This window comes from Novosphingobium sp. (genome assembly GCF_036733805.1).
Classification (GTDB): Bacteria; Pseudomonadota; Alphaproteobacteria; order Sphingomonadales; family Sphingomonadaceae; genus Novosphingobium.
Genome location: NZ_DAIMZT010000055.1, coordinates 1 through 21,387 on the forward strand (window position 1 = coordinate 1; position 21,387 = coordinate 21,387).

General features: G+C 61.2%; 16 protein-coding genes and 1 pseudogene. 8 read left to right on the forward strand and 9 right to left on the reverse strand.

Translation table 11 applies throughout. The features are described 5' to 3' along the window. Positions 1–502 (reverse strand): annotated as a pseudogene (locus V7D69_RS12345) (Tn3 family transposase); the annotation flags it as partial. A gap of 269 nt (positions 503–771) precedes the next feature. Here V7D69_RS12345 and V7D69_RS16210 point away from each other — a divergent pair. Continuing rightward, the gene (locus V7D69_RS16210; RefSeq protein ID WP_442947058.1) at positions 772–1,515 is read left to right on the forward strand and encodes a hypothetical protein; all 744 of its coding nucleotides are present in this window, start codon (positions 772–774) and stop codon (positions 1,513–1,515) included. Positions 1,516–1,675: 160 nt separating this feature from the next. Here the strand turns inward: V7D69_RS16210 and guaA are convergent, their stop codons facing one another. Further along, positions 1,676–3,235 (reverse strand): glutamine-hydrolyzing GMP synthase, encoded by a 1,560-nt coding sequence (gene guaA, locus V7D69_RS12360; protein ID WP_324063343.1) that lies wholly within the window; start codon positions 3,233–3,235, stop codon positions 1,676–1,678. A 440-nt stretch (positions 3,236–3,675) separates the two neighbouring features. On the opposite strand from guaA, the gene gyrB reads away from it, so the two are divergent. The 4 genes from gyrB to V7D69_RS12380 all read left to right on the forward strand — a co-directional run bounded on the left by gyrB (position 3,676) and on the right by V7D69_RS12380 (position 9,241). Continuing rightward, complete coding sequence (gene gyrB / locus V7D69_RS12365) at positions 3,676–6,183, forward strand: DNA topoisomerase (ATP-hydrolyzing) subunit B (RefSeq protein ID WP_324063353.1); 2,508 nt, start codon at positions 3,676–3,678, stop codon at positions 6,181–6,183. A gap of 273 nt (positions 6,184–6,456) precedes the next feature. Further along, the gene (locus V7D69_RS12370; RefSeq protein WP_324063345.1) at positions 6,457–6,861 is read left to right on the forward strand and encodes a hypothetical protein; all 405 of its coding nucleotides are present in this window, start codon (positions 6,457–6,459) and stop codon (positions 6,859–6,861) included. 84 nt (positions 6,862–6,945) lie between these two features. After that, entirely contained in the window at positions 6,946–7,347 is a 402-nt protein-coding gene (locus V7D69_RS12375; protein WP_324063347.1) for a metallopeptidase family protein, read from the forward strand. Positions 7,348–7,477: 130 nt separating this feature from the next. Further along, the gene (locus tag V7D69_RS12380) at positions 7,478–9,241 is read left to right on the forward strand and encodes a bifunctional metallophosphatase/5'-nucleotidase (RefSeq protein WP_333605933.1); all 1,764 of its coding nucleotides are present in this window, start codon (positions 7,478–7,480) and stop codon (positions 9,239–9,241) included. 6 nt (positions 9,242–9,247) lie between these two features. Here V7D69_RS12380 and V7D69_RS12385 read toward each other — a convergent pair whose 3' ends face one another. Both V7D69_RS12385 and lgt read right to left on the reverse strand, forming a co-directional pair. Beyond that, positions 9,248–10,300 (reverse strand): class I SAM-dependent methyltransferase, encoded by a 1,053-nt coding sequence (locus V7D69_RS12385; protein ID WP_333605938.1) that lies wholly within the window; start codon positions 10,298–10,300, stop codon positions 9,248–9,250. Further along, on the reverse strand, positions 10,300–11,211 hold the full coding sequence (lgt, locus tag V7D69_RS12390) for a prolipoprotein diacylglyceryl transferase (RefSeq protein WP_333605934.1): 912 nt from the start codon (positions 11,209–11,211) through the stop codon (positions 10,300–10,302). Before lgt ends, V7D69_RS12385 begins: the two co-directional genes overlap by 1 nt. 215 nt (positions 11,212–11,426) lie before the next feature. Here lgt and V7D69_RS12395 point away from each other — a divergent pair, with 215 nt between their 5' ends. The 3 genes from V7D69_RS12395 to V7D69_RS12405 all read left to right on the forward strand — a co-directional run bounded on the left by V7D69_RS12395 (position 11,427) and on the right by V7D69_RS12405 (position 16,225). After that, the gene (locus V7D69_RS12395) at positions 11,427–14,180 is read left to right on the forward strand and encodes a [protein-PII] uridylyltransferase (protein ID WP_333605935.1); all 2,754 of its coding nucleotides are present in this window, start codon (positions 11,427–11,429) and stop codon (positions 14,178–14,180) included. Positions 14,181–14,279: 99 nt separating this feature from the next. Continuing rightward, positions 14,280–15,446 (forward strand): patatin-like phospholipase family protein, encoded by a 1,167-nt coding sequence (locus V7D69_RS12400; RefSeq protein ID WP_324061237.1) that lies wholly within the window; start codon positions 14,280–14,282, stop codon positions 15,444–15,446. Continuing rightward, a complete protein-coding gene (locus V7D69_RS12405) occupies positions 15,443–16,225 on the forward strand; it encodes a 3-hydroxybutyrate dehydrogenase (protein WP_333605936.1) in 783 nt (260 codons plus the stop codon). The genes V7D69_RS12400 and V7D69_RS12405 overlap by 4 nt, the downstream gene beginning before the upstream one ends. 760 nt (positions 16,226–16,985) lie before the next feature. On the opposite strand, the gene V7D69_RS12410 is transcribed toward V7D69_RS12405, so the two are convergent. From V7D69_RS12410 to V7D69_RS12430, 5 genes are all read right to left on the reverse strand, one after another. Next, entirely contained in the window at positions 16,986–18,317 is a 1,332-nt protein-coding gene (locus V7D69_RS12410) for a glutamate--tRNA ligase (RefSeq protein WP_333605937.1), read from the reverse strand. Between the two features lie 121 nt (positions 18,318–18,438). Beyond that, the gene (locus V7D69_RS12415; protein ID WP_324063765.1) at positions 18,439–18,975 is read right to left on the reverse strand and encodes an adenine phosphoribosyltransferase; all 537 of its coding nucleotides are present in this window, start codon (positions 18,973–18,975) and stop codon (positions 18,439–18,441) included. Positions 18,976–19,058: 83 nt separating this feature from the next. Then, positions 19,059–19,895 carry a cytochrome c1 gene (locus tag V7D69_RS12420; RefSeq protein WP_324063760.1) on the reverse strand — a complete coding sequence of 279 codons (837 nt, stop codon included), beginning with the start codon at positions 19,893–19,895 and terminating at the stop codon, positions 19,059–19,061. Between the two features lie 28 nt (positions 19,896–19,923). Next, positions 19,924–21,207 (reverse strand): cytochrome b, encoded by a 1,284-nt coding sequence (locus tag V7D69_RS12425; protein WP_324063759.1) that lies wholly within the window; start codon positions 21,205–21,207, stop codon positions 19,924–19,926. Positions 21,208–21,230: 23 nt separating this feature from the next. Continuing rightward, positions 21,231–21,387, reverse strand: a 157-nt coding sequence (locus V7D69_RS12430; protein ID WP_333605939.1) for a Rieske 2Fe-2S domain-containing protein, incomplete at its 5' end; no start/stop codon positions are given.

Here is a 21,387-nt window from a genome sequence, read left to right on the forward strand (position 1 = left end):
GGCGCCTCGCTGACGGTCGCCGGGATGACCTGGGTAGCAAACGGCGCATATTGATCGGAGACATGGCTGTATCCTTTCAGGCCTGGGATATTGCCATATTTGGCGTTGACCATGTTCATCGCTTCGCTTCGCTCTGCTCGGTGGCGAGGAAGAGGCGAGCGGTCTGTTCTATCGCCTGGGCCGGGACCAGTATTTGCTTGAGGTCGGCATAGCGACGCGACCCCGCCAGCCATATGTCGCCGGACCGAAAGACATCGCGGATATGGAACAGCACCGCGATCTCCCACAGCCGGTGGTCCCCGGCGGGCTGGGCGCGAAGATGGCGATGCCATTTCGAGTTCGGGCGCAGGAAGTCGATTGGCGGCGCGACTTTGATCCCGCGTTGCAGGATTGCGACTGCCGTTAAAAGGGGCGTGGCAATCGCCGCCGCCTGCATGTCGAGCAGGCGCAGCATCCGGAGTGCTTAGAGGCGGAAGCGGTGATAGCCGTCCAGCACGCGGCTGCCTTCGAACATCCAAACCTCTCAGTCTACGCCAGCGACGCAGCTGTGATCGGCGGCATTTCAGGTCTGTGGCGTTTGGGCGACTTGCCAAAAAACTGGGGCGAAATTCGTTCGAGCTTTTGGGGTAAACGCGGCGGGAACGACGCCTTCCTTTTAGGGGACTTTGCGAGCTTTTGCCGCTTTTGCGCGCTTTCCTACTCGTCCGACCTTGCTCGCCCGCCCGAGGCGGCCATTCCGGCCGATGGTTCAGACCCCACTACGGTGTCAGCATGACTGCGACAGACCCAACCTATCTCGGCCACGTAAGCGCCGTTTCGGGCTCGACAATAACGGCAAGATTGGCCGAGTCCCTCTCTTCTGGTCTAGCTATGATCGATGGTCATACCTACCGGGTCGGTCAGGTAGGCAGCTTCGTCCGCATCCCTCTGGGCTATCAGGATCTATACGGCGTGGTCGCAGAGATCGGTGCTGCGGCCGCACCCCAGCCTGTCGTTGTTGCAGACGTGGACGGCCAGGACACCGGCCGCTGGATGCGTGTGGAGTTGGCAGGCGAAGCGACCGGCGATTACTTTGAGCGCGGTCTCAGTCAGCACCCCAACATCGATGACGCGGTGCATTTGGTCACCCAGAAGGATCTTCGGCGCATCTACGGTGGCGCAGAGGAAGATCAGATTGAGATCGGCACGCTTTCAAGTGCCGAGAATATCGTCGTGCGCTTGTCACTCGACGCCCTTGTCACGCGGCACAGCGCCAAGCGAAACACAATCGCACCCGATGGCTGGACCACAACATACATACCGTCACGGTCCACTACCTTGTATAATTTATCTCTAGGTTTCAGTGCCTTGATAGCGACGTCGGTCAACATTAACACCCTCCAGATCAACCATAAAATGCTGGAGCGCGCCCAATTATACCGTCAGGCCAAAAATGACCTTCAAAATCGGATTTTTTCCTGTTTTTACAGGGTGGTAGTCCGAAAATTATACCGTCAGAAGCTCTCTTGCTCCTGACGATATATGTGATTTTCGGCTGAGACAAGACGCACCATACCGTCATCCGGCAGGCTAACCCGCCGATAGATGCCGAAACATGACGACGGATTTATTTTTGTTTTTCAGTGCTTTATGTCGTTATCTAGCGTAGTTTCGGATACACCCGGATGGGCAAAAATCACTCCCATTCGATCGTACCCGGCGGTTTTGAGGTGTAGTCATAAACCACGCGGTTGATACCTTTCACCTCGTTGATGATGCGGGTCGCCACGCGGCTTAGGAACGAAGCGTCGAAGGGATAGATGTCGGCTGTCATGCCGTCCGTCGAGGTGACTGCGCGCAGGCCGCAGACGTTATCGTAAGTGCGTCCGTCGCCCATTACGCCCACGGTTTTGACCGGCAACAGGACCGCAAATGCCTGCCAGATCGCATCATATAGGCCGGCATTGCGGATCTCCTCAAGAAAGATGGCATCAGCCTTGCGCAGGATGTCGCAGCGCTCGCGCGTAACCTCGCCGGGAATACGGATGGCAAGGCCCGGGCCGGGAAAGGGATGGCGGCCCACGAAAATGTCGGGCAGGCCCAATTCGCGCCCCAGTTCGCGGACCTCGTCCTTGAACAGTTCGCGCAGCGGCTCGACCAGCTTCATGTTCATGCGCTCAGGCAGACCGCCGACATTGTGGTGGCTCTTGATCGTCACAGAGGGGCCGCCGGTGAACGATACGCTCTCGATCACATCGGGATAGAGCGTGCCCTGAGCGAGAAACTCGGCGCCGCCGATCTTTTTCGCTTCATCCTCGAACACATCGACAAAGGTCTTGCCGATGAACTTACGCTTCGCCTCGGGGTCCGTGACCCCTTCCAGCCCCTTGAGGAACAGCGTGGAGGCATCCACATGCACGAGAGGGATATTGAAGTGGCCGCGAAACAGGCTGACGACCTGCTCAGCCTCGCCCATGCGCAGAATGCCGCCGTCCACGAAAACGCAAGTGAGCTGGTCGCCGACCGCCTCGTGAATCAGCAGCGCCGCCACGGCGGAATCGACACCGCCGGAAAGGCCGCAGATCACCCGCTTGTCACCAACCTGATCGCGGATTTCATCGATCTTGGTCTTGCGAAATTCTGCCATGGTCCAATCGCCTGCCAGGCCGCAGACGTGGCGAACGAAGTTCTTGAGCAGCTTGCCGCCATCGGGCGTGTGAATCACCTCCGGATGGAACTGCATCGCGTAAATGCGTTTCTCGTCGTTGGCGATCACCGCAAAAGGGGCGCCGGGACTGGCGGCGACGGGGCGAAAACCGGGGGCCAGCCGCGTCACCTTGTCGCCATGACTCATCCAGACCTGGTGCGTCTCGCCCACTTTCCAGAGGCCGTCGAACAGCGCGCAGTCATCCTCGATCTCAATGAAAGCGCGGCCGAACTCGCCCGAATCACCTAGCAGCACCTCGCCGCCCAGTTGATGCATCAGCGACTGCTGGCCATAGCAGATGCCCAACATCGGCAGGCCGCTTTCGAGAATCGCATTCGGGATGCGCGGCCCGCTTTCATCCAGCACGGAGGCGGGAGATCCGGAAAGGATTACGCCGGCCGGCTTCATCCGCTGAAACGCTTCCAGCGCGGCATTGAACGGCGCAATTTCGGAATAGACACCCGCCTCGCGCACGCGGCGCGCGATCAGCTGGGTCACCTGGCTGCCGAAATCGACGATAAGGACGGATTCAGAAGTCTGGATGCTCATGGTCGGCCCCTAATAGCGGGAGCGCCGAGTGTCCACCCGACTCAGGCGGAGCCACAATGGATTGGCGGACATCTCAGCGCATGCGCCCAAAGTTGCGTTTTGTGCAAGTAAAGTTGTTTCTTTCGAGTTTGCGAAAATTACTAACCTTTCTATGTTGCACTTGCGAAGAGGGAAACCCTCTCGCTGCAGGAGTAACCGAGATGACCATCGTTCAAAAGACGGTCGGTCTCGCCGCGGCCTTGGGCGCCAGCGCCCTTGCGTTCGCTCTTACCCTCGCCTGATCGGGCGTTTGGGGGCGAAACCGTTGACCAAAACGAGAAGGGCGGCCCTGACGGCTGCCCTTTTCCGTTTTGGCGCCACGCCCCCGACTCTTGTGGAAAAGCCGTGGGTCGAGGCCGCTTTTGCTTGGGTTTGCGCAGTGCAAACCCTATATGCTCGCCATGGCTACCAATCCCGAAAGCGGCAAAAATTCCAACTCCTACGGCGCGGACTCGATCAAGGTCCTCAAGGGTCTTGATGCGGTGCGCAAACGGCCCGGCATGTACATCGGCGATACCGATGACGGCTCGGGCCTGCATCACATGGTTTTCGAAGTTTCGGACAACGCCATTGACGAAGCGCTGGCCGGGCATTGCGATCTGGTGCTGATCGAACTCAATCCTGACGGTTCGGTTTCGGTCGAGGACAACGGACGCGGCATCCCTACGGATATTCACGCGGAGGAAGGCGTCTCAGCCGCGGAAGTCATCATGACTCAACTCCACGCCGGTGGAAAGTTCGAGAATACGAGCGAGGACAACGCCTACAAGGTTTCCGGCGGACTTCACGGCGTGGGCGTATCAGTGGTGAATGCTCTTTCGGAGTGGCTTGAACTCGTCATCTGGCGCGACGGACAGGAGCACTGGATGAAGTTCGCCAATGGCGATGCGGTGGCTCCGCTCGCTGTCCGCGGGGCCGCGCCGGACGGCAAGAAAGGCACGCGCGTCACGTTCCTTGCCTCCACTGACACGTTCAAGAACGTCACGGAGTTCGATTTCGAGAAGCTGGAGCATCGTTATCGTGAACTCGCCTTCCTCAATTCCGGTGTACGCATCAAGCTGCGCGACAAGCGGCACGAGGAAACAGTCGAGCACGATCTCTATTATGAAGGTGGGATCGCGGCCTTCGTGCAATATCTTGACCGTAACAAGCAGACATTGCTGCCAGACCCAATCGCGATTTCGGCCGAGAAGGACGGCATCGGCATCGAGGTGGCGCTGGAATGGAATGATTCTTATTACGAGAACGTCCTGTGCTTCACCAACAACATCCCGCAGCGTGACGGCGGCACTCATCTTGCCGCGTTCCGCGCCGCGTTGACGCGCACACTCAATGCCTACGCGGAGCGTTCGGGCATGCTCAAGAAGGAGAAGATCCAGCTTTCCGGTGACGATATGCGCGAAGGGTTGACCGCGATCGTTTCCGTCAAGCTGCCTGATCCGAAGTTCTCCAGCCAGACCAAGGACAAGCTCGTCAGCTCCGAAGTGCGCCAACCGCTCGAAAGCCTGATGAGCGATAAGATGAACGACTGGCTGGAGGAACACCCCGCCATCGCGCGCGCCATCATTCAGAAGGTGATCGATGCCGCCGCCGCGCGTGAGGCAGCCAGACGCGCCCGCGAATTGACACGGCGCAAGGGTGCGATGGATATTGCATCGCTTCCCGGCAAACTAGCTGATTGCCAGGAACGCGACGCCAGCAAGTGCGAACTGTTCCTGGTCGAAGGTGACTCGGCCGGCGGATCGGCCAAACAGGGCCGCGATCGTCATTATCAAGCGATCCTGCCGCTGAAGGGCAAGATCCTCAATGTGGAGCGCGCGCGGTTCGACCGGATTATATCTTCCAAGGAAGTCGGCACGCTGATCCAGGCCATGGGCACCGGAATCCGTGACGATTTCAACCTGGAAAAGCTGCGCTATCACAAGATCGTCATCATGACTGACGCTGACGTGGACGGCGCGCATATCCGCACTCTGCTGCTGACGTTCTTTCACCGCCAGATGCCGGAGATCATCCGGGCCGGGCATCTCTTCATCGCTCAGCCGCCCCTTTACAAGGTGGCGAAGGGCCGCAGCGAGGTTTACCTCAAGGACAATGCCGCGCTGGACCGCTATCTGGTGGAGGCCGGGCTGAACGGCCGCATGCTGGAAACGGCGGGCGGAGCGCGCAGTGGACCCGACCTGGAATCGCTGGTCGAACACGCCATCCGGCTGCGTAACCTCATGGCCTTCGTGCCGCGCCGCTACGACCCCGTGATTATCGAAGCGCTGGCGCTAGCCGGTGCATTGGAGCCGGACCTGCCGGCAAATGCTCGCAGCACGGCTCTCGCCCGCGCCGCGCAGTGGCTGGACCGTGGTGACGAGGAAGCCAGATGGAGCGCCCGCCTGGCTGCTGACGGCACCGTCGAGGTAGAGCGCCTGTGGCGCGGCGTCACCGATCATCACAAGATCGAGAGCAGCTTCCTATCGAGCGCGGAAGGCCGCAAGCTGGCCCGCTTGGCGGCGGAAAACGCCGAAGTCTATGAGGGAACTGCCCGCCTCGCTCGGGCTGGCACCGCCGCCGAAGCGGCCGAGACCGAGACTGCGGAGAGCGAGGAAGTGGAGGAAGCCGCTCCCCGCCCTGCCGCGAGCGCCGGCACGATCACCCGCCCGACTCAACTGCTGGATCAAGTGCTGGCCGCAGGCCGAAAGGGCCTTTCGATCCAGCGCTACAAGGGCCTTGGCGAAATGAACGCCGACCAGCTTTGGGAAACCACGCTGGACCCCGAAAACCGCGCCCTGCTGCAAGTCAAGGTCGAGGACGCGGACGTCACGGATGAGATATTCACCCGCCTGATGGGTGACGTGGTCGAGCCGCGCCGCGATTTCATCCAGGAAAACGCACTGAACGTCGCTAATCTGGACGTCTGACGCTGCGGCGTATCCGGTTAAGGCATTGACAGGAAAGGCTGAACTGGCTTTGCGCTGCTCCGCTCGGCGTCGTTAGCCGATGATCGGCCGGCCCGCGCATTGTCCGACCCACTTCCAAGGTGTATATTGCCGATCGCGGTTCATTCGGCTGAACATTGTGTTTTAGCCGCGATCCGGCGAGGCACTGAATCTCCGCTGCATATCAGCAGGTCTTTTCGGTCCTTTATAACCTCGCTTGCAACCGCATCAGCTGGGGCAGGATGGAGGAAGGTCATGAGATTATCTCCTATTTCGCTCGCCGCCGGAGCGGTGCTGCTTTGCGTCTCCGGCTCCGCCTTGGCAGCGCCAGGCGGCGGCGGCATGCATGGCGGCGGTGGCTCCATGGGAATGCCGATGGCGCATACCATGAACGGCACAAGCAACACGCACACGTCATCAGGCTCCACCAACGGCAAGGGCTGGGACCACCAGAACGGACCTGCTCACACGGGCCAGCCGAACGCCAGCTGCGGCAGCGCCGCGGCGCCGTCCACGCCGGGCAACGCCGCTTCCGCTCCGGGGTCTGCGTTTAATCCGAATGGAAAGGCGGGAAGCGTCTATGCTGGCGAACAGCCGCAAAATTCGCGCAATACCGCGTCGGTTTCGCAATACGATTCCGCTTGCGCGCACCAGCCTTAGGCTGGCCCCGCAAAGCCGCGCGAGGTTTCAGATGGCCGCATTCGCCACTTCGCGTGCCTGACGATCGATGGCAGGATGGGTGGCATGACCGGTATCTTTGGTCCGCCACCCGTCGCTGTCGATTTCGAGGTCCTTGCGGGGGCCGCCTTTGCACGCATCCCGCAGCCTTTCGCCGAGCACCTCGAAGGAATCACGATTCACGTCGAGGAATATGCCGACGCAGAAACGCTCGCCCAGCTCGGCATCGATGATCCGTTCGATCTGACTGGCCTTTACCAGGGGCGCCCGATGAGCGACGATTCGCTATGGATCTCGGGCGAGTTTCGCCCGCGCATCACGCTGTATCGCCAGCCGCTGTTGGCTGAATGGTGCGAAACCGGGGTGACGCTGGAAGATCTTGTTACGCATGTGGTGATTCATGAGGTCGGCCACCACTTTGGCCTGAGTGACGCGCAGATGCATGCGTTGGAACGAAGCGCGCGTTAAAGCAGCTGTGCAAGGGGACATCTCCGGTGCAGATCGCCGATGTTCTGGAAGCGGTTCCTCGGATCATAACGGCTCATCCGAACCCTGACGGTCGCTGGAGCGTCATGATCCGATGCGATAGAGCGCATCCATGACTTTCAAGACCCTACGTTGTGCGCCTGCCCTTGCTGCGCTTTCCCTCCTGGCCGCTTGCGCAGCGCCCCGCCCGACGCACCAGGCGGCTCTTGCGCCAGCACCTGCACCGGTCGAAGTGGGGATCATCGCCATCAATGATTTCCACGGCGCGCTGGAACCGCCGAAGGCCGCGGTGCTGGCACCAGACCACAAGGACGGGACGATTCCCGTGCCTGCTGGCGGCGCGGCGTGGCTGGCCTCGGCCGTCGACGCGGTCAAGGCCGAGCATCCTTATCACGTGGTGGTGGCTGCGGGCGACCTGACCAGCGCTTCGCAGCTGGCTTCCTCCCTTTATCTCGACGAGCCAACCGTCGGCGTGATGAACCGCATCGGGCTGGAATTCAACGCCGTGGGCAATCACGAGTTCGATCGCGGCTGGAAGGAGCTGCAACGCCTGCAGAACGGCGGCTGCGAGAAGAACACGCGGCTTGAGCCTTGCCGGCTCGAACAGTTTCAGGGCGCGACGTACAAGTACCTTTCTGCCAGCACGTACAAGGCGGACGGCACCACCCTTTTCCCGGCGACCGGCCTCAAGACCTTCGGCACCGGCGCCGGCAAGGTCACCATCGGCTTCATCGGCCTTTCGCTGAAGGAGGTGCCACTGCTGGTATCCCCGGACCAGCTAAGGGGTCTGACCTTCAGTGATGAGGCAGAGGCCATCAACAAGGCGATCCCGACGCTCAAGGCGGAAGGCGCCGATGCGGTGGTCGTGCTGATTCATCAAGGCGGCAAGACCGCCGAGGGCGACCCGAACAGCTGCAACGACCTGACAGGGGATATCAAGCCAATCCTCGATCGGCTCAATCCCGGCGTCGACCTGGTGGTCTCCGGCCATACGCACTGGCAATATGTTTGCCATTACGGTCAGAGCGGCGACGGCACGCCGATCCTACTGACCAGCGCGGGGGTTTACGGTAAGCTGGTGACTGACATCACGCTGAAGATCGACCCGGCAAGGCACCGGGTAATCGCCAAGCTGGCGCGCAACGTGATTGTGCAATCAGCACCCTATACAAGCGGCCGTGGCGATGCGCCGAATACGCCGCTTTACCCGACCTTCCGGCCGCGTACCGACGTGGCCGAATATGTGGGCAGTTATATCAAGGACGCGACGGCGATGATCGCGCGGTCGGTGGGCAGATTGTCGGGCACTGCCGCCAAGCCCGCCTCCGATGGGCCGGTGGGCGGTGCGCTGGGCAACCTGATCGCCGATTCGGAACTGGCGGCTGGCAGAGAGGCTGGCGCACAGATCGCGTTCATGAATCCCTTCGGCATCCGCGCCCCGCTTGATCCGGCGCCGGACGGCACAGTGACATTTGGCCAGATCTACGCTGTTGAGCCGTTCAACAACACGCTGGTGACCATGACCATGACCGGCGCTCAGGTTCGCGCGGCGATTGAGGAAGGGCTGGACGATCAGGGCACCATGCAAGTGCTTTCGCCATCCATCGGCCTGAAGTTCAGCTACGACATGCGCCGACCCTCAGGCAGCCGGCTGGTTTCGCTAACCCTGAACGACAAGCCGGTCGAGCCGGCGGCGAACTACCGCGTCACGGTGCTGAACTTCCTTGCCGAAGGCGGGGACGGCTTCTCGACGTTCCGGCAGGGAACGGACCTCACGCGCGGAATGGTCGACAACGAAGCCCTTCAGCAATGGATCGGCGCCGCACCGGTGCGACAGGTTCCGCTGGAAGACCGGACGGTGCAGGTCGGAAGATAGCGTTCCTTAAAATCCCGCGCCGTGAGGCCAATCAGGTGCGGCAAGCCCCATGACCTTGAACAGGGTTCCCATCTGCTTCTTCCCGATAAGGCGGTGCATTGCCGCGTGAATCGCTGAAGCATGTTCCGGCGCGGCTGCGGCCAGCTTGTCCGCGCGCATCTCGATTCCCAGCGCGCGCAGGAAATGCCCCTGCGCCACCGTGCCAAGATGGCGGACGCCTTGCGCCGAGGCTGCCTCTCCGGCCGCCGAAAAATCGACAAGGCACGTGAGGTCCGCTTCGCCGGGCAGCGCGAAGGGATCGACTTTGGTATGCGCCTTGAGCGCCTGCAACGTCGATCCCGTCTGCGGCCTGTCATAACCGTAATCGATCAGCAGCGCCGCCCCGCCTTGACTCACCAGCCGCCGGGCCACCTCGCCGACAACAGCGGCCGCGCCGGGACATGTCTCGATCAACGCGCCGTCGGCTTGCTCGTTGATCGTCTCCGGCACCGCCGCGTCCATCGGCTTGTCTCCGGCGACCGGCACGAAGCGCCCTTCCTGGAAATCGACCATGCGCTCACGCCAGCCTTCCGGCGTTTTCACCAGTTGCCGTACCGGCAGAGCATCGAGAAACTCGTTGCCGACCAGCAGCATTGGCCCATCCGTCGGCAAATCCGAAAGATCATGATGCCATTCGGCCTGAGGGACGGCGGCGAGTTGGATCCGCCGGAGCGCCGCGGACCCTTCCACGAAATGCACCGCCGGCGCCAGTCCGCTACGCTTCATCGCGCGCAGCGCATCGCGTGCCAGCGTCCCTCGCCCCGGTCCCAGTTCCACGTAACGGACGTCCTCGGGACGACCCGCGCGCATCCACATGTCAGCCAGCCACAGCCCGATAAGTTCGCCGAACATCTGGCTCACTTCCGGCGCGGTGATAAAATCGCCTGCGCTGCCAAGCGGATCCTTCCCTGCATAGTAACGGGCGTTCGATTCGCCCATGTAATGCTGCAGGGTGATCGGTCCGTAGCGGGCAATCAATCGCTGAAAGACAGCCGCAAGCTGTTCTCCCCCATGCTCCATCACGCAGGGGCCGGTGTTGTCGAAGCGACGCCTCCACTTGCGAGCGCTGGCCGTACAAGTGCGCGGGCGATGAGGGCCAGTCCCAGCAGGATCAGCGGAATCGTCAGCCACTGCCCCATTGAGAGCCCGGTACGCATGGCAAATTCCTGCAACTGAGCATCGGGTTCGCGAAAAAATTCGACCGTGAAACGGGCGCAAGCGATTCCCGTGGTGAACACCCCCACCAAAAGCCCCGGTCGGAAACGCGCGCGCGCGCCCCAGAATAGCGTGAGCATGATGACGATCATCATCAGTCCTTCCAACCCGGCCTCGTAAAGCTGGCTGGGATGGCGCGGCAGCGGACCGGCATCGGGAAAGATCATGGCCCAGGGCAAGTTCGGATCGGCAACCACACGCCCCCACAGCTCACCATTGACGAAGTTGGCGAGCCGCCCGAACATCATGCCGAACGGCACGCAGACGGAAATGTAATCTGCCACCCGCAGGAAATTGAGGCCATTGCGCCAGGAAACCCAGATCAACGCCAGCAAGACGCCGATCAGGCCGCCATGAAAGCTCATACCGCCGTGCCAGAGCTGGACCAGTTCGGCAGGATGCAGCCAGAGGCTGGGAATGTTCGAACTGCCGCCTGTATAGAATGTGGCATAGCCTAAGCGACCGCCCAGGATGATGCCCACCGTGCAATAGAAGAACAAATCATCGGCATGGCGCTGGGCCATGGGGGCGCCGGGCGCCTTTATCATCCGCGAAAGATGCCAGTAACCGAGGAGGATCCCGGCGAGATAGGCCAGCGAATACCACCGCAGCTCGAAATTGCCGATCCGGAACAGGTAATTCTTGAGGCCCAGATCCACCCAATGGATCGGCTCATGTGTCTGTGCGGCGGCGACGGCAAGAGTAATCAGGGACAAGGGTTTGACCTCGTTGTTTTCGTTCTTCAGATCTGTCTGGGCCGGCAGCTCAGTGATCGGCGCCCTTCTGGCATAGGCGGCCCACCGATGGTAGCGGCCTTTTCGCGGTCAGAAGGGATTTCGCGCATCATCTCATACCGCTGCACGCCTCAACTTCGCTCGGTCTCAACGGAGATGATTCATATTTTTCCTATTCCGCGCTAAAGCCGCTTACGATGAACAGCGTGATCCGTATTCCCTCGCCCCGCACCGTGATCGACAGACGTGAGCTTGTTGATCGCATCGAAGCCACAGTCGCCGAACAAGGAGCCGCGAATGGACGCAAGGCGATCGTGGAGCTGCTGCGATCGGCACAGGAACTTGGCCGCCAGGAAATCGCGCGCCGCCTGGTTGAAAACCCATCGGCCGGTCATGACGTTGCGGAAACGCAGGCTTTCCTGACCGACCAGCTGATTCGTGTGATCCACGATCATGTGACTCAGAACGTCTATCCGGTGAACAACCGCTCCACCGGCGAGCGGCTGACGATCATGGCCGTGGGCGGATACGGACGCGGCGAAATGGCGCCGCATTCGGATGTCGACATCGCCTTCCTCACCCCGATCAAGCAGACGCCTTGGTGCGAGCAAGTGATCGAGGCGATGCTTTATTTCATGTGGGATCTCGGGCTCAAAGTCGGCCATTCCAGCCGCTCGCTGGACGAGATGGTCCGCATGTCGAAATCCGACCTGACCATCCGCACCGCGATGCTGGAAGGGCGTTATATCTGGGGCGACCAGGCGCTTTACGAGGAAGTTCGTGTCCGCTTCTGGAAGGATGTCGTCTCAGGCACAGAGCGCCAGTTCGTGGTCGAGAAACTGGCCGAACGTGAGGAACGGCACAAACGCATGGGCGACAGCCGATACGTGGTGGAGCCAAACGTCAAGGAAGGCAAAGGCGGCCTGCGCGACCTGCATACGCTCTATTGGATCGGTAAATACATCCACAAGGTCCGCGACCCTTCGGAACTGGTCGATGTCGGCTTGCTGACGCGCAAGGAATACCTCGCCTTCCGCCGCGCCGAGAACTTCTTCTGGGCCGTCCGATGCCACCTCCACACGATAACCCGCCGCGCCGAGGACCGGCTTACTTTCGACCTGCAGCGCGAAGTGGCGGCGCGCATGAACTTTTCCGCGCGGCCGGGGAAGAGCGCGGTCGAACGGTTCATGCAGATGTTCTTTCTGCAGGCCAAAGTGGTAGGCAATCTCACCAGCGTGTTCCTGGCCCAGCTTGACGAGCAGATCGCGCGCAAGCAGCCGCGCGGCCTGCTGGCGGGCTTCCGGGCCAGAACCCGCAATCTCAAGGGCTACAGCGTTTTCGGCGGCCGCATAAAGGCGCCGTCGGAGGACTGGTTCCTGGCCGATCCGGTGCGGCTGATCGAAATCTTCGTTCTGGCCGATAAGGAAGGTTTGGAGATCCACCCTGAAACGACCCGCCTGATCTCACGCGATGCCACGCTCATCAAGGAGGACATCCGCCAGGACAAGCGCGCGAACGAACTGTTCATGGAACTGCTCACCAGCCGCAACAATCCCGAAGTGGCGCTGCGCAGCTTCAACGAGGCAGGCGTGTTCGGCCGTTTCGTGATCGAATTTGGCCGCGTCAACGCGCAGATGCAGTTCGATATGTATCACCACTATACAGTGGATGAACATACGATCCGCGCAATCGGCCTACTCTCCCGCATTGAGAAGGGGGAGCTTGTCCAAGACCATCCGCTGGCGCACGACATCGTTCACAAGCTGCGCTCGCGCCGCGCGCTTTATGTGTCAGTGCTGCTGCACGACATCGCCAAGGGCCGCGGTGGCGACCATTCCGAACTCGGCGCGGAAATCGCTCCGAAGTTATGCCCCCGCTTCGGGTTGGACGAGGAGGAGACCGAACTCGTGTCCTGGCTGGTGCGCCAGCACCTGCTGCTTTCGGCGACCGCCTTCAAGCGCGACCTCTCGGACAGCAAGACCATCAGCGATTTCGTCGGGGTGGTGCAATCGCTTGACCGCCTGCGCCAGCTCACGCTGCTCACCATCGTTGATATTCGCGCGGTGGGGCCGGGGATCTGGAACTCGTGGAAGCGCCAGCTTATCGGCGAATTATATCTGGCCACAGAGGAACGCCTGCGCCTGGGCTATGCCGAATTCGGGCGCGAAAAACGCGTGGCGGCGAAAAAGGCCGCCGTTGCCGCGCTGGCGCCGGGCAATGCCGCGCTGATCGAAAAGGTAGGCGGCAAGTTCATCGATGCCTATTGGATCGCCGAGCCCGAAGACGTGATCGCCAAGAACCTCCTCCAGCTTTCCGCGACGCAGGACGAACCACTCTCGATCGCCACCGAATACTATCCCGCACGCGGCGCCACGATGGTGACGGTTATCGCATCGGATCATCCCGGACTGTTCTACCGCATCGCCGGCGGCATTCATCTGGCCGGCGGCAACATCATCGACGCGCGGATCCATACCACCCGCACCGGCCGCGCCGTTGACAACTTCCTGGTGCAAGACCCGCTTGGCCGTCCCTTCATGGAAGAGACGCAGCTCGCACGGTTGCGGACCTCGATCGAGAATGCGCTGGCCAATCGCATCAAGATCCTGCCCCAACTGGTGGCCCGGCCCGATGCGCGCCCGCGCGCCGATGCCTTCGAGGTGCGACCGCACGTGCTGTTCGACAACAAGGCATCGAACCGCTTCACCGTGGTCGAAGTCCATGCTCGCGATCGTCCCGCTCTGCTCAACCGGCTGGCCCATGCCTTGTTCGAAAGCAAGCTGATGGTCCATTCCGCGCATATTGCCACATATGGCGAGCGCGCCGCCGATACCTTCTATGTCACTGATCTACTGGGTGAAAAACTGACTTCGACCACCCGCCTCAAAACACTGGAACGCCGATTGCTGGAAGCCACCAGCGAGAGAGCAGAGGCAGAAGTGGCGGCCTGATACAAGCTCATACAAAATCATGGGTTGAAAGGAACAACCCGCGCCCTCAGATGTTGCGCTGCAACATGCCCAGTGCCATTGTATGCGCCGGAGCCCGCCATGAACGCATCCGATGCCGGTTATTCCGATTCTCGCCCCCAGTGCGTACTCGTCCTTCAAGGCGGCGGTGCTCTGGGCGCTTATCAGGCCGGAGTCTATGAGGCGCTGGCCGAGCAGGGGACTGAACCGGAATGGGTCGCCGGCATCTCGATCGGGGCGATCAACGCGGCCATCATTGCCGGCAATGCGCCACAAGACCGGATCGCCGCCCTGCAATGCTTCTGGGAACGGGTTTCTTCCGAGCTCCAATATTGCCTAGATGAACCGATGGGCTTTGCCCGGCGCGCCTTTAACGAGGCGTCGGCGCTCTATGCCGCGACTTTCGGCATACCCGGCTTTTTCACGCCGCGTCTGCCCGTTCCGTCGCCGCAATGGCCGGCGGAACTGGGGCAGCTCAGCTATTACGATACGGCCCCGCTGCGCACTACCTTGCTGGAACTGGTCGATTTCGAGCGCATCAACCGCGGCGAGACGCGCTTCAGCGTCGGCGCGGTCAACGTGCTGAGCGGCAACTTCGCGTATTTCGACAATACCCGGCGCCCAATCGGGCCCGAGCATGTGATGGCCAGCGGCGCGCTGCCGCCGGGCTTTCCTCCGGTCGCGATCGATGGCGAGTGGTATTGGGACGGCGGCCTGGTTTCCAACACCCCGCTGCAATACGTGCTGGACGAGAAATCGTCCTGCGAAATGACAGTATTCCAAGTGGACCTGTTCTCATCGCGGGGGATCGTGCCGCGCACCATGGCGGACGTCGATCAGCGGGTGAAGGACATCCGCTATTCCAGCCGGACGCGCCTGGGCACGGACCTTTCGAAGCAGGCGCAAAAAATGCGCGCAGCCGCCCGCCGGCTGGCGCGCAAGATGCCTGAGGATCTACGCACGGACCCGGACTTGATCGCACTTTGCAATCACCATCCCGAAGGCGCGGTTGCCGTAATGCACCTTATTAACCGCGCGCGTGGCTATGAAAGCAATTCCAAGGATTACGAGTTCTCACGCAAGACCATGGAAGAGCATTGGGCGGCGGGCCGGTCGGACGCGCTCTATTCCCTGCAACATCCCGAGTGGAAGGGCCGTTCGCTGCGGCCTGACGAGATTGTCACCTTCGACCTGGCCGGAGACCGCCTTCACAAGCCGCTGACCGCACCCAACGGAGAATCCACATGAAACTGCAGGACAAGGTCTGCATCGTCACCGGCGCCGCCAGCGGCATCGGCAACGCGATCGCGCACCGTTATGCTTCCGAAGGCGGCAAAGTCGCCATCGCCGACCTCAACATCGAAGCCGCGCAAAAGGCGGCCGATGAAATCGAGGCCCGCTTTGGCACGGATGCCAAAGCGATCGTCATGGATGTGACCAGCGAGGAACAGGTGAACGCCGGCGTGCAGTCCGTCGTGGACGCCTGGGGAACGATCGACGTGCTGGTTTCCAACGCCGGCATTCAGATCGTCAATTCAGTCGAGCAGTTCGCCTTTTCCGATTGGAAAAAGATGCTGGCGATCCATCTCGACGGCGCCTTTCTCACATCCAAGGCGTGCCTGCCGCACATGTACGCGCAAGGATCCGGTTCGGTCATCTTCATGGGGTCTGTCCATTCCAAGGAGGCCAGCCCGCTCAAGAGCGCTTACGTCACCGCCAAGCACGGCCTGCTGGGGCTTGCCCGCGTGATTGCCAAGGAAGGCGGCAAGAAAGGCGTGCGCAGCAATGTCATCTGCCCTGGCTTCGTGCGCACTCCGCTGGTGGATAAGCAGATCCCCGAACAGGCCAAGGAGCTGGGCATTTCCGAAGAAGAAGTGGTCAAGAAAATCATGCTCGGCCAGACTGTCGATGGTGAGTTCACCACGGCAGAGGACATCGCCGAAGTGGCGCTGTTCTTCGCAGCGTTCCAGACCAACGCTCTGTCCGGTCAATCGCTGGTGGCCAGCCACGGCTGGTATATGGAATGAAGCTCGGCTGCCACAACACATAATAGTGAGCCCCGCGCCGACCCCCGTCCAGCGCGGGGCTCACACCCCTTACGGGAAAGTCCCCCCTTCGCCGAAGCTTTAGAGCGGAACTGCGTTGCGACCCCGTTGAACACAGAACTACACGATCCGCAGTGCAAAACCTTGACTCGAGTCAACATCACCATTTTGGACCAGAAGCTTCGTTCCGTAGATTGATCGGCCCACAAATAATGCGATCGAATTTAGACCGAACTTTTGATCGCACATCTCAGCGTCCGTTGAAGTTGAACGCGCGCAAAATTTCGCATCCAATTCAAACGCACAAATTGGCGTCGAAATTTTCGCTGAATGAAAAAATGGATTTCGTATTGACGAAACCGTCAATAATAACGTAGAAAATGAGCGTGGAAAGGAAGGCTGGGCATGCAGCCCTTATGGAAGGGGCCGCTTCGGAAAGCGCAAAGCCAACCTTTCCACCTTTCGCAAGTCTTGGACGACTTGGAAAGACCGCTTAAGCGGCACTCTTTCTCTTTTTGGCGTACGGCCGTTGCTTTGGCAAGAGCGAAACGCATCAATGCGTTGTATAGCCAATATCCACAGCAAGCCGCACAAATCGGAACATCCCGCTCGTGTCGAACGCCGTTGAGACGCATGGGCTTGGCGCCCACGTGCCTCGCTTTCGGCCATAAGTCGAAGTTTTATCCCAATCTCACGAGGCGCCCAACACGAACGGGCCCCCGGGCGAGCAAATGCGCGTACTCTAACCCGCTGCCCGCAGCCGCTCGAGCGCCGCGTCCCGTCCGATCAGGGGTAGCAGCGCTGCCATATCCGGGCCGTGATCCATACCGGTAAGGGCCTGGCGCAGCGGCAGGAACAGCGCCTTGCCCTTGCGCCCGGTTGCGCCTTTGAGCGCCTCGGTCAGCGCCTTCCAAATGCCGCTGTCCCATGGAAGCGTCACAAGCGTCTCGGCCGCCTGGAAAAGATAGGTCCGGTCCTCCTCGGTCAAAGCCGGCGCCGCGACCGGGCCGGTCACCACCCGCCACCAGTCCGCCGCCTCGCCCACATGCGCCAGGTTCGGCCTCACTGTTTCCCAGGCCGCCGCGTCCATTCCTTGCGGCAAACGATCCGCCACCGCTTCATAAGGCAGCGCGTGAACCACCGCTGCGTTGACCCGCCCCAGTTCGGCTTCATCAAAACGCGCGGGCGCGCGGCCGAAATGATCGAGGTTGAATGCGGCGGCCAACTCATCCAGTCGCAATGCCGGATCAACCGGATCCGAAGTGCCCAGCCGCGCGAGCAGCGCCACCAGTGCCTGCGCCTCGATCCCGGCCTCGCGAAAGTGAGCTGCGCCCAGCGAACCCAGCCGCTTTGACAGCTTGCCCTCCGTCCCCACAAGCAGAGCCTCATGCGCAAAGCGTGGGACCGGCGCGCCGAAAGCCGTGAACATCTGCACTTGCGTTGCGGTGTTGGACACGTGGTCCTCGCCGCGCAGGATATCCGTAACGCCCATGGCGACATCGTCGATCACTGAAGGCAGCATATAAAGCCACGACCCGTCCGCGCGCCGCACCACCGGGTCCGACATCTGCGCCGGATCGAATTTCTGGAAGCCCCGCACGCCGTCCTGCCATTCAATCGGCTCCTCCCGGTCTAGCAGGAAGCGCCAGTGCGGCATTTCACCGCCCGCGATCTTTGCCGCCTTCTCCGCCTCACTCAGCGAAAGCGCGGCGCGGTCGTAAATCGGTGGAAGCCCTCGCCCCAGCAGAACCTTGCGCTTCAGCTCAAGTTCCTGCGGGCTTTCCCAACAAGGGTAGACTCGGTCCACCGCTCGCAACCGCTCAAACTCGCGCTCGTAAAGATCAAAGCGCGCCGACTGCCGCTCCTCCCCCTCCGCCGCGATGCCCAGCCACGCAAGGTCGGCGCGAATGCCCTCGACATATTCCTCTCGGCTGCGCGCCGCATCAGTGTCGTCGATCCGCAGCAGAAACCGCCCGCCGCCCTGCTTGGCGAGCAGGAAATTGTGAAGCGCCGTGCGGATGTTGCCGACATGGAGATGTCCGGTCGGCGAAGGAGCGAAACGAGTGATGACCATGAGCGCCGATTAAGGCCGGCCGAAAGCCGCGTCAAAGGGTTAGGCCGAAGCAGCTTCCCTGGACTATCCTCGCTCGCGCGGTTCAAGGGTTTGCGCCAAGATAGCCTGAACCGCTTCGCTTTCAGTGTCCTTCAAAATCGATCAGTGCGTCGACGGTCAATCCGGCCGCCCGTAACCGATCCGCGCCGCTCAGGTCGGGCAGGTCGATCAGGAAGACGCCCTGCACGACACTGGCTCCCGCCCGGCGCAACAGTTCAAGCGCAGCCAGCGCCGTGCCGCCGGTGGCAATCAGGTCGTCTATCAGCACCACGCGCTGTCCATCCTCCACGGCATCGGGATCGACCTCAAGTGTATCGGTGCCATATTCGAGGGCATAGTCGATCGCCAGCACCGGAACGGGCAGCTTGCCCGGCTTGCGCACCGGCACGAAGGGAAGGCCAAGCCGGGCGGCTATGGCCGAACCGAAGATGAAGCCGCGCGCCTCGATCCCGGCGATTGCTTCGGCCCCGGCCTTGTATGCGATCTCGGCCATTAGCGCGATCGCCGCCGCGAAACCCGGTCCATCGCCGATCAGGGTGGTCACGTCGCGAAACAGGATGCCCGGTTTCGGAAAATCGGGGATCACGCGAATAAGCGACTTCAACTGCTCCGGCGTCACATGCGGCTCCTGCGGCAGATCATGCAAAACGCCCCCGCCATTGGAAGATGGCGAGGGCGTGTGCGTTCAGTCCAAGTCCGGTCTCAGTGCTTCTTGTCGACCCAGATGTTGCGGTAAGACATATAGCCCAGGATGGTGGCGAAGAGCAGGAAGCTCAGCACGGTCCAGCCGGTCTGCTTGCGCTGTTCCAGCTTCGGTTCGGCGGTCCATACCAGGAATGCGGCAACGTCCTTGGCCATCTGATCGACGGTGGCCTTGGTGCCGTCGCCATACTGGACCTGACCTTCGCTGGTCAGTGGCGGCGGCATCGCCAGGTTGAGATTGGCGAAGTAGGGGTTGTAGTGCAGGCCATTGGGCGTCTTCGCGTCCGGGAACTGCTTAAGCAGTTCGGCGGGCTGGGTCTGGAAGCCGGTCAGCAGCGAATAGACATAAGCTGGGCCTTCGTGACGCGCCTTGGTAATCAGCGAGAGATCCGGCGGAATGGCGTTGTTGTTGGCAGCGCGCGCGGCGATGTCATTCGCGAAAGGCTTGGGGAAGTAATCGGTCGGCGTGCCAGGGCGCATGTTCGCTTCGCCCGTGTTCGGGTCGGTGCCCGGCACCTGGAAGCCGGCCGCTATCGCCTTCACTTCCGCCTCATTGTAGCCAAGCTGTGCAAGATCGCGGAAAGCGACATGGCTGAGCGAGTGGCAAGCCGCGCAGACTTCCTTGTAGACCTGGAAGCCACGCTGAAGCTGCTGGCGGTCGAACTTCCCGAACGGACCGTCGCTTGCGAAATGAACTTCCTTCGGCGTCAGGTGGAACACGTGTTCGGCGGTAACGGCCGGCGGCTCGGTGATCTGCGTATAAGCGCCCTTGCCGAAGGACCAGGCGAGGGCCACCGTGAAGAACAGCCCGACGAGGATCGAGAGAATGCGTGCCATGTCTTTCGTCTTTCGTTCTAGCTGCGGATCACGCGGAGGGAGCCAACGCGGCGGCTTCATCCTTGCCGAGAACCGACTCGGTTATGGAGTAAGGCAGCGGCAGCGGCTTCTCGATGGCCGAAACGATCGGCACGATAATCAGGAAATGCGCGAAGTAATACAGCGCGGCGACCTGGCTCATCATGACATAGGGTTCCTGAGCCGGGGCGCCGCCACAGTAGAACAGCACCAGCATCGCCGGGATCAGGCCGAACCAGAAGAACTTCCGGTAAACCGGGCGATAATTGCCCGAACGGACCGGCGACTGGTCAAGCCAGGGCAGAAAGAACCAGACCAGGATCGCGCCGAACATCGCCATCACGCCCATCAGCTTGGCCGGGATGAAGAAGAAGTCTTGAGTGAAGGCGCGCAAGATCGCGTAGAACGGCCAGAAGTACCATTCGGGAACGATATGCGCCGGCGTGCTCATCGGGTTGGCCGGGACGTAATTGTCCGGATGGCCCAGGGCATTGGGGAAGAAGAACAGCATGATCCCGAACAGGATCGCGAAAACGCCGATCGCCCAGCCGTCCTTCGCGATGTAATAGGGATAGAAGGGAACCGTGTCGCTCTCGCTCTTCACCTCGACGCCGGTGGGGTTAGAAGAACCGGGGATGTGCAGCGCCCAGATGTGCAGGATCACTACGCCCACGATGACGAAGGGCAGCAGATAGTGCAGCGAGAAGAAGCGATTGAGCGCGGCGTTATCCGGCGCGAAGCCACCCAACAGCCATTGCTGCAACGGCTCGCCGATCAGAGGGATGGCCGAGAACAGGCCCGTAATCACCTTGGCGCCCCAGTAGCTCATCTGGCCCCAGGGAAGCACATAGCCCATGAAAGCGGTGGCCATCATCAGCAGGAAGATCACGACGCCCAGCAGCCACACCATCTCGCGCGGGGCCTTGTACGACCCGTAATAGAAGCCGCGGAAGATATGGATGTAAATGACCACGAAGAAGGCCGAAGCGCCGTTGGCGTGCGCATAACGGAACAGCCAGCCCCAGTTCACGTCGCGGACGGTCTGCTCGATCGTATCGAAAGCGACCGCCGAATTGGCCGCGTAATGCATGGCCATGACGATGCCCGTCACGATTTGCAGAACGAGGCAAAGCCCGGCGAGAAACCCGAAATTCCAGAAATAATTGAGGTTGCGCGGAACCTCGTAACCGCCGCCGACCGCGTTGTAGACCAGGCGCGGCAGGGGCAGCTTCTCGTCCATCCACTTCATGAAGGGATGCGAGGGCGTATATTCCTTGGCCCAGGGAAAGCTCATGATCGTTGTCCTCTCGCCTGCCCTTAACCGATCTTGACGACGGTATCGGAGGTGAAATCGTATTTCGGAACCTCGAGGTTCTTGGGCGCGGGGCCTTTGCGGATACGGGCGGCGGTATCGTAAGTCGAACCGTGGCAGGGGCAGAAATAGCCGCCGAACTCGCCGCGATTCTCACCCTCG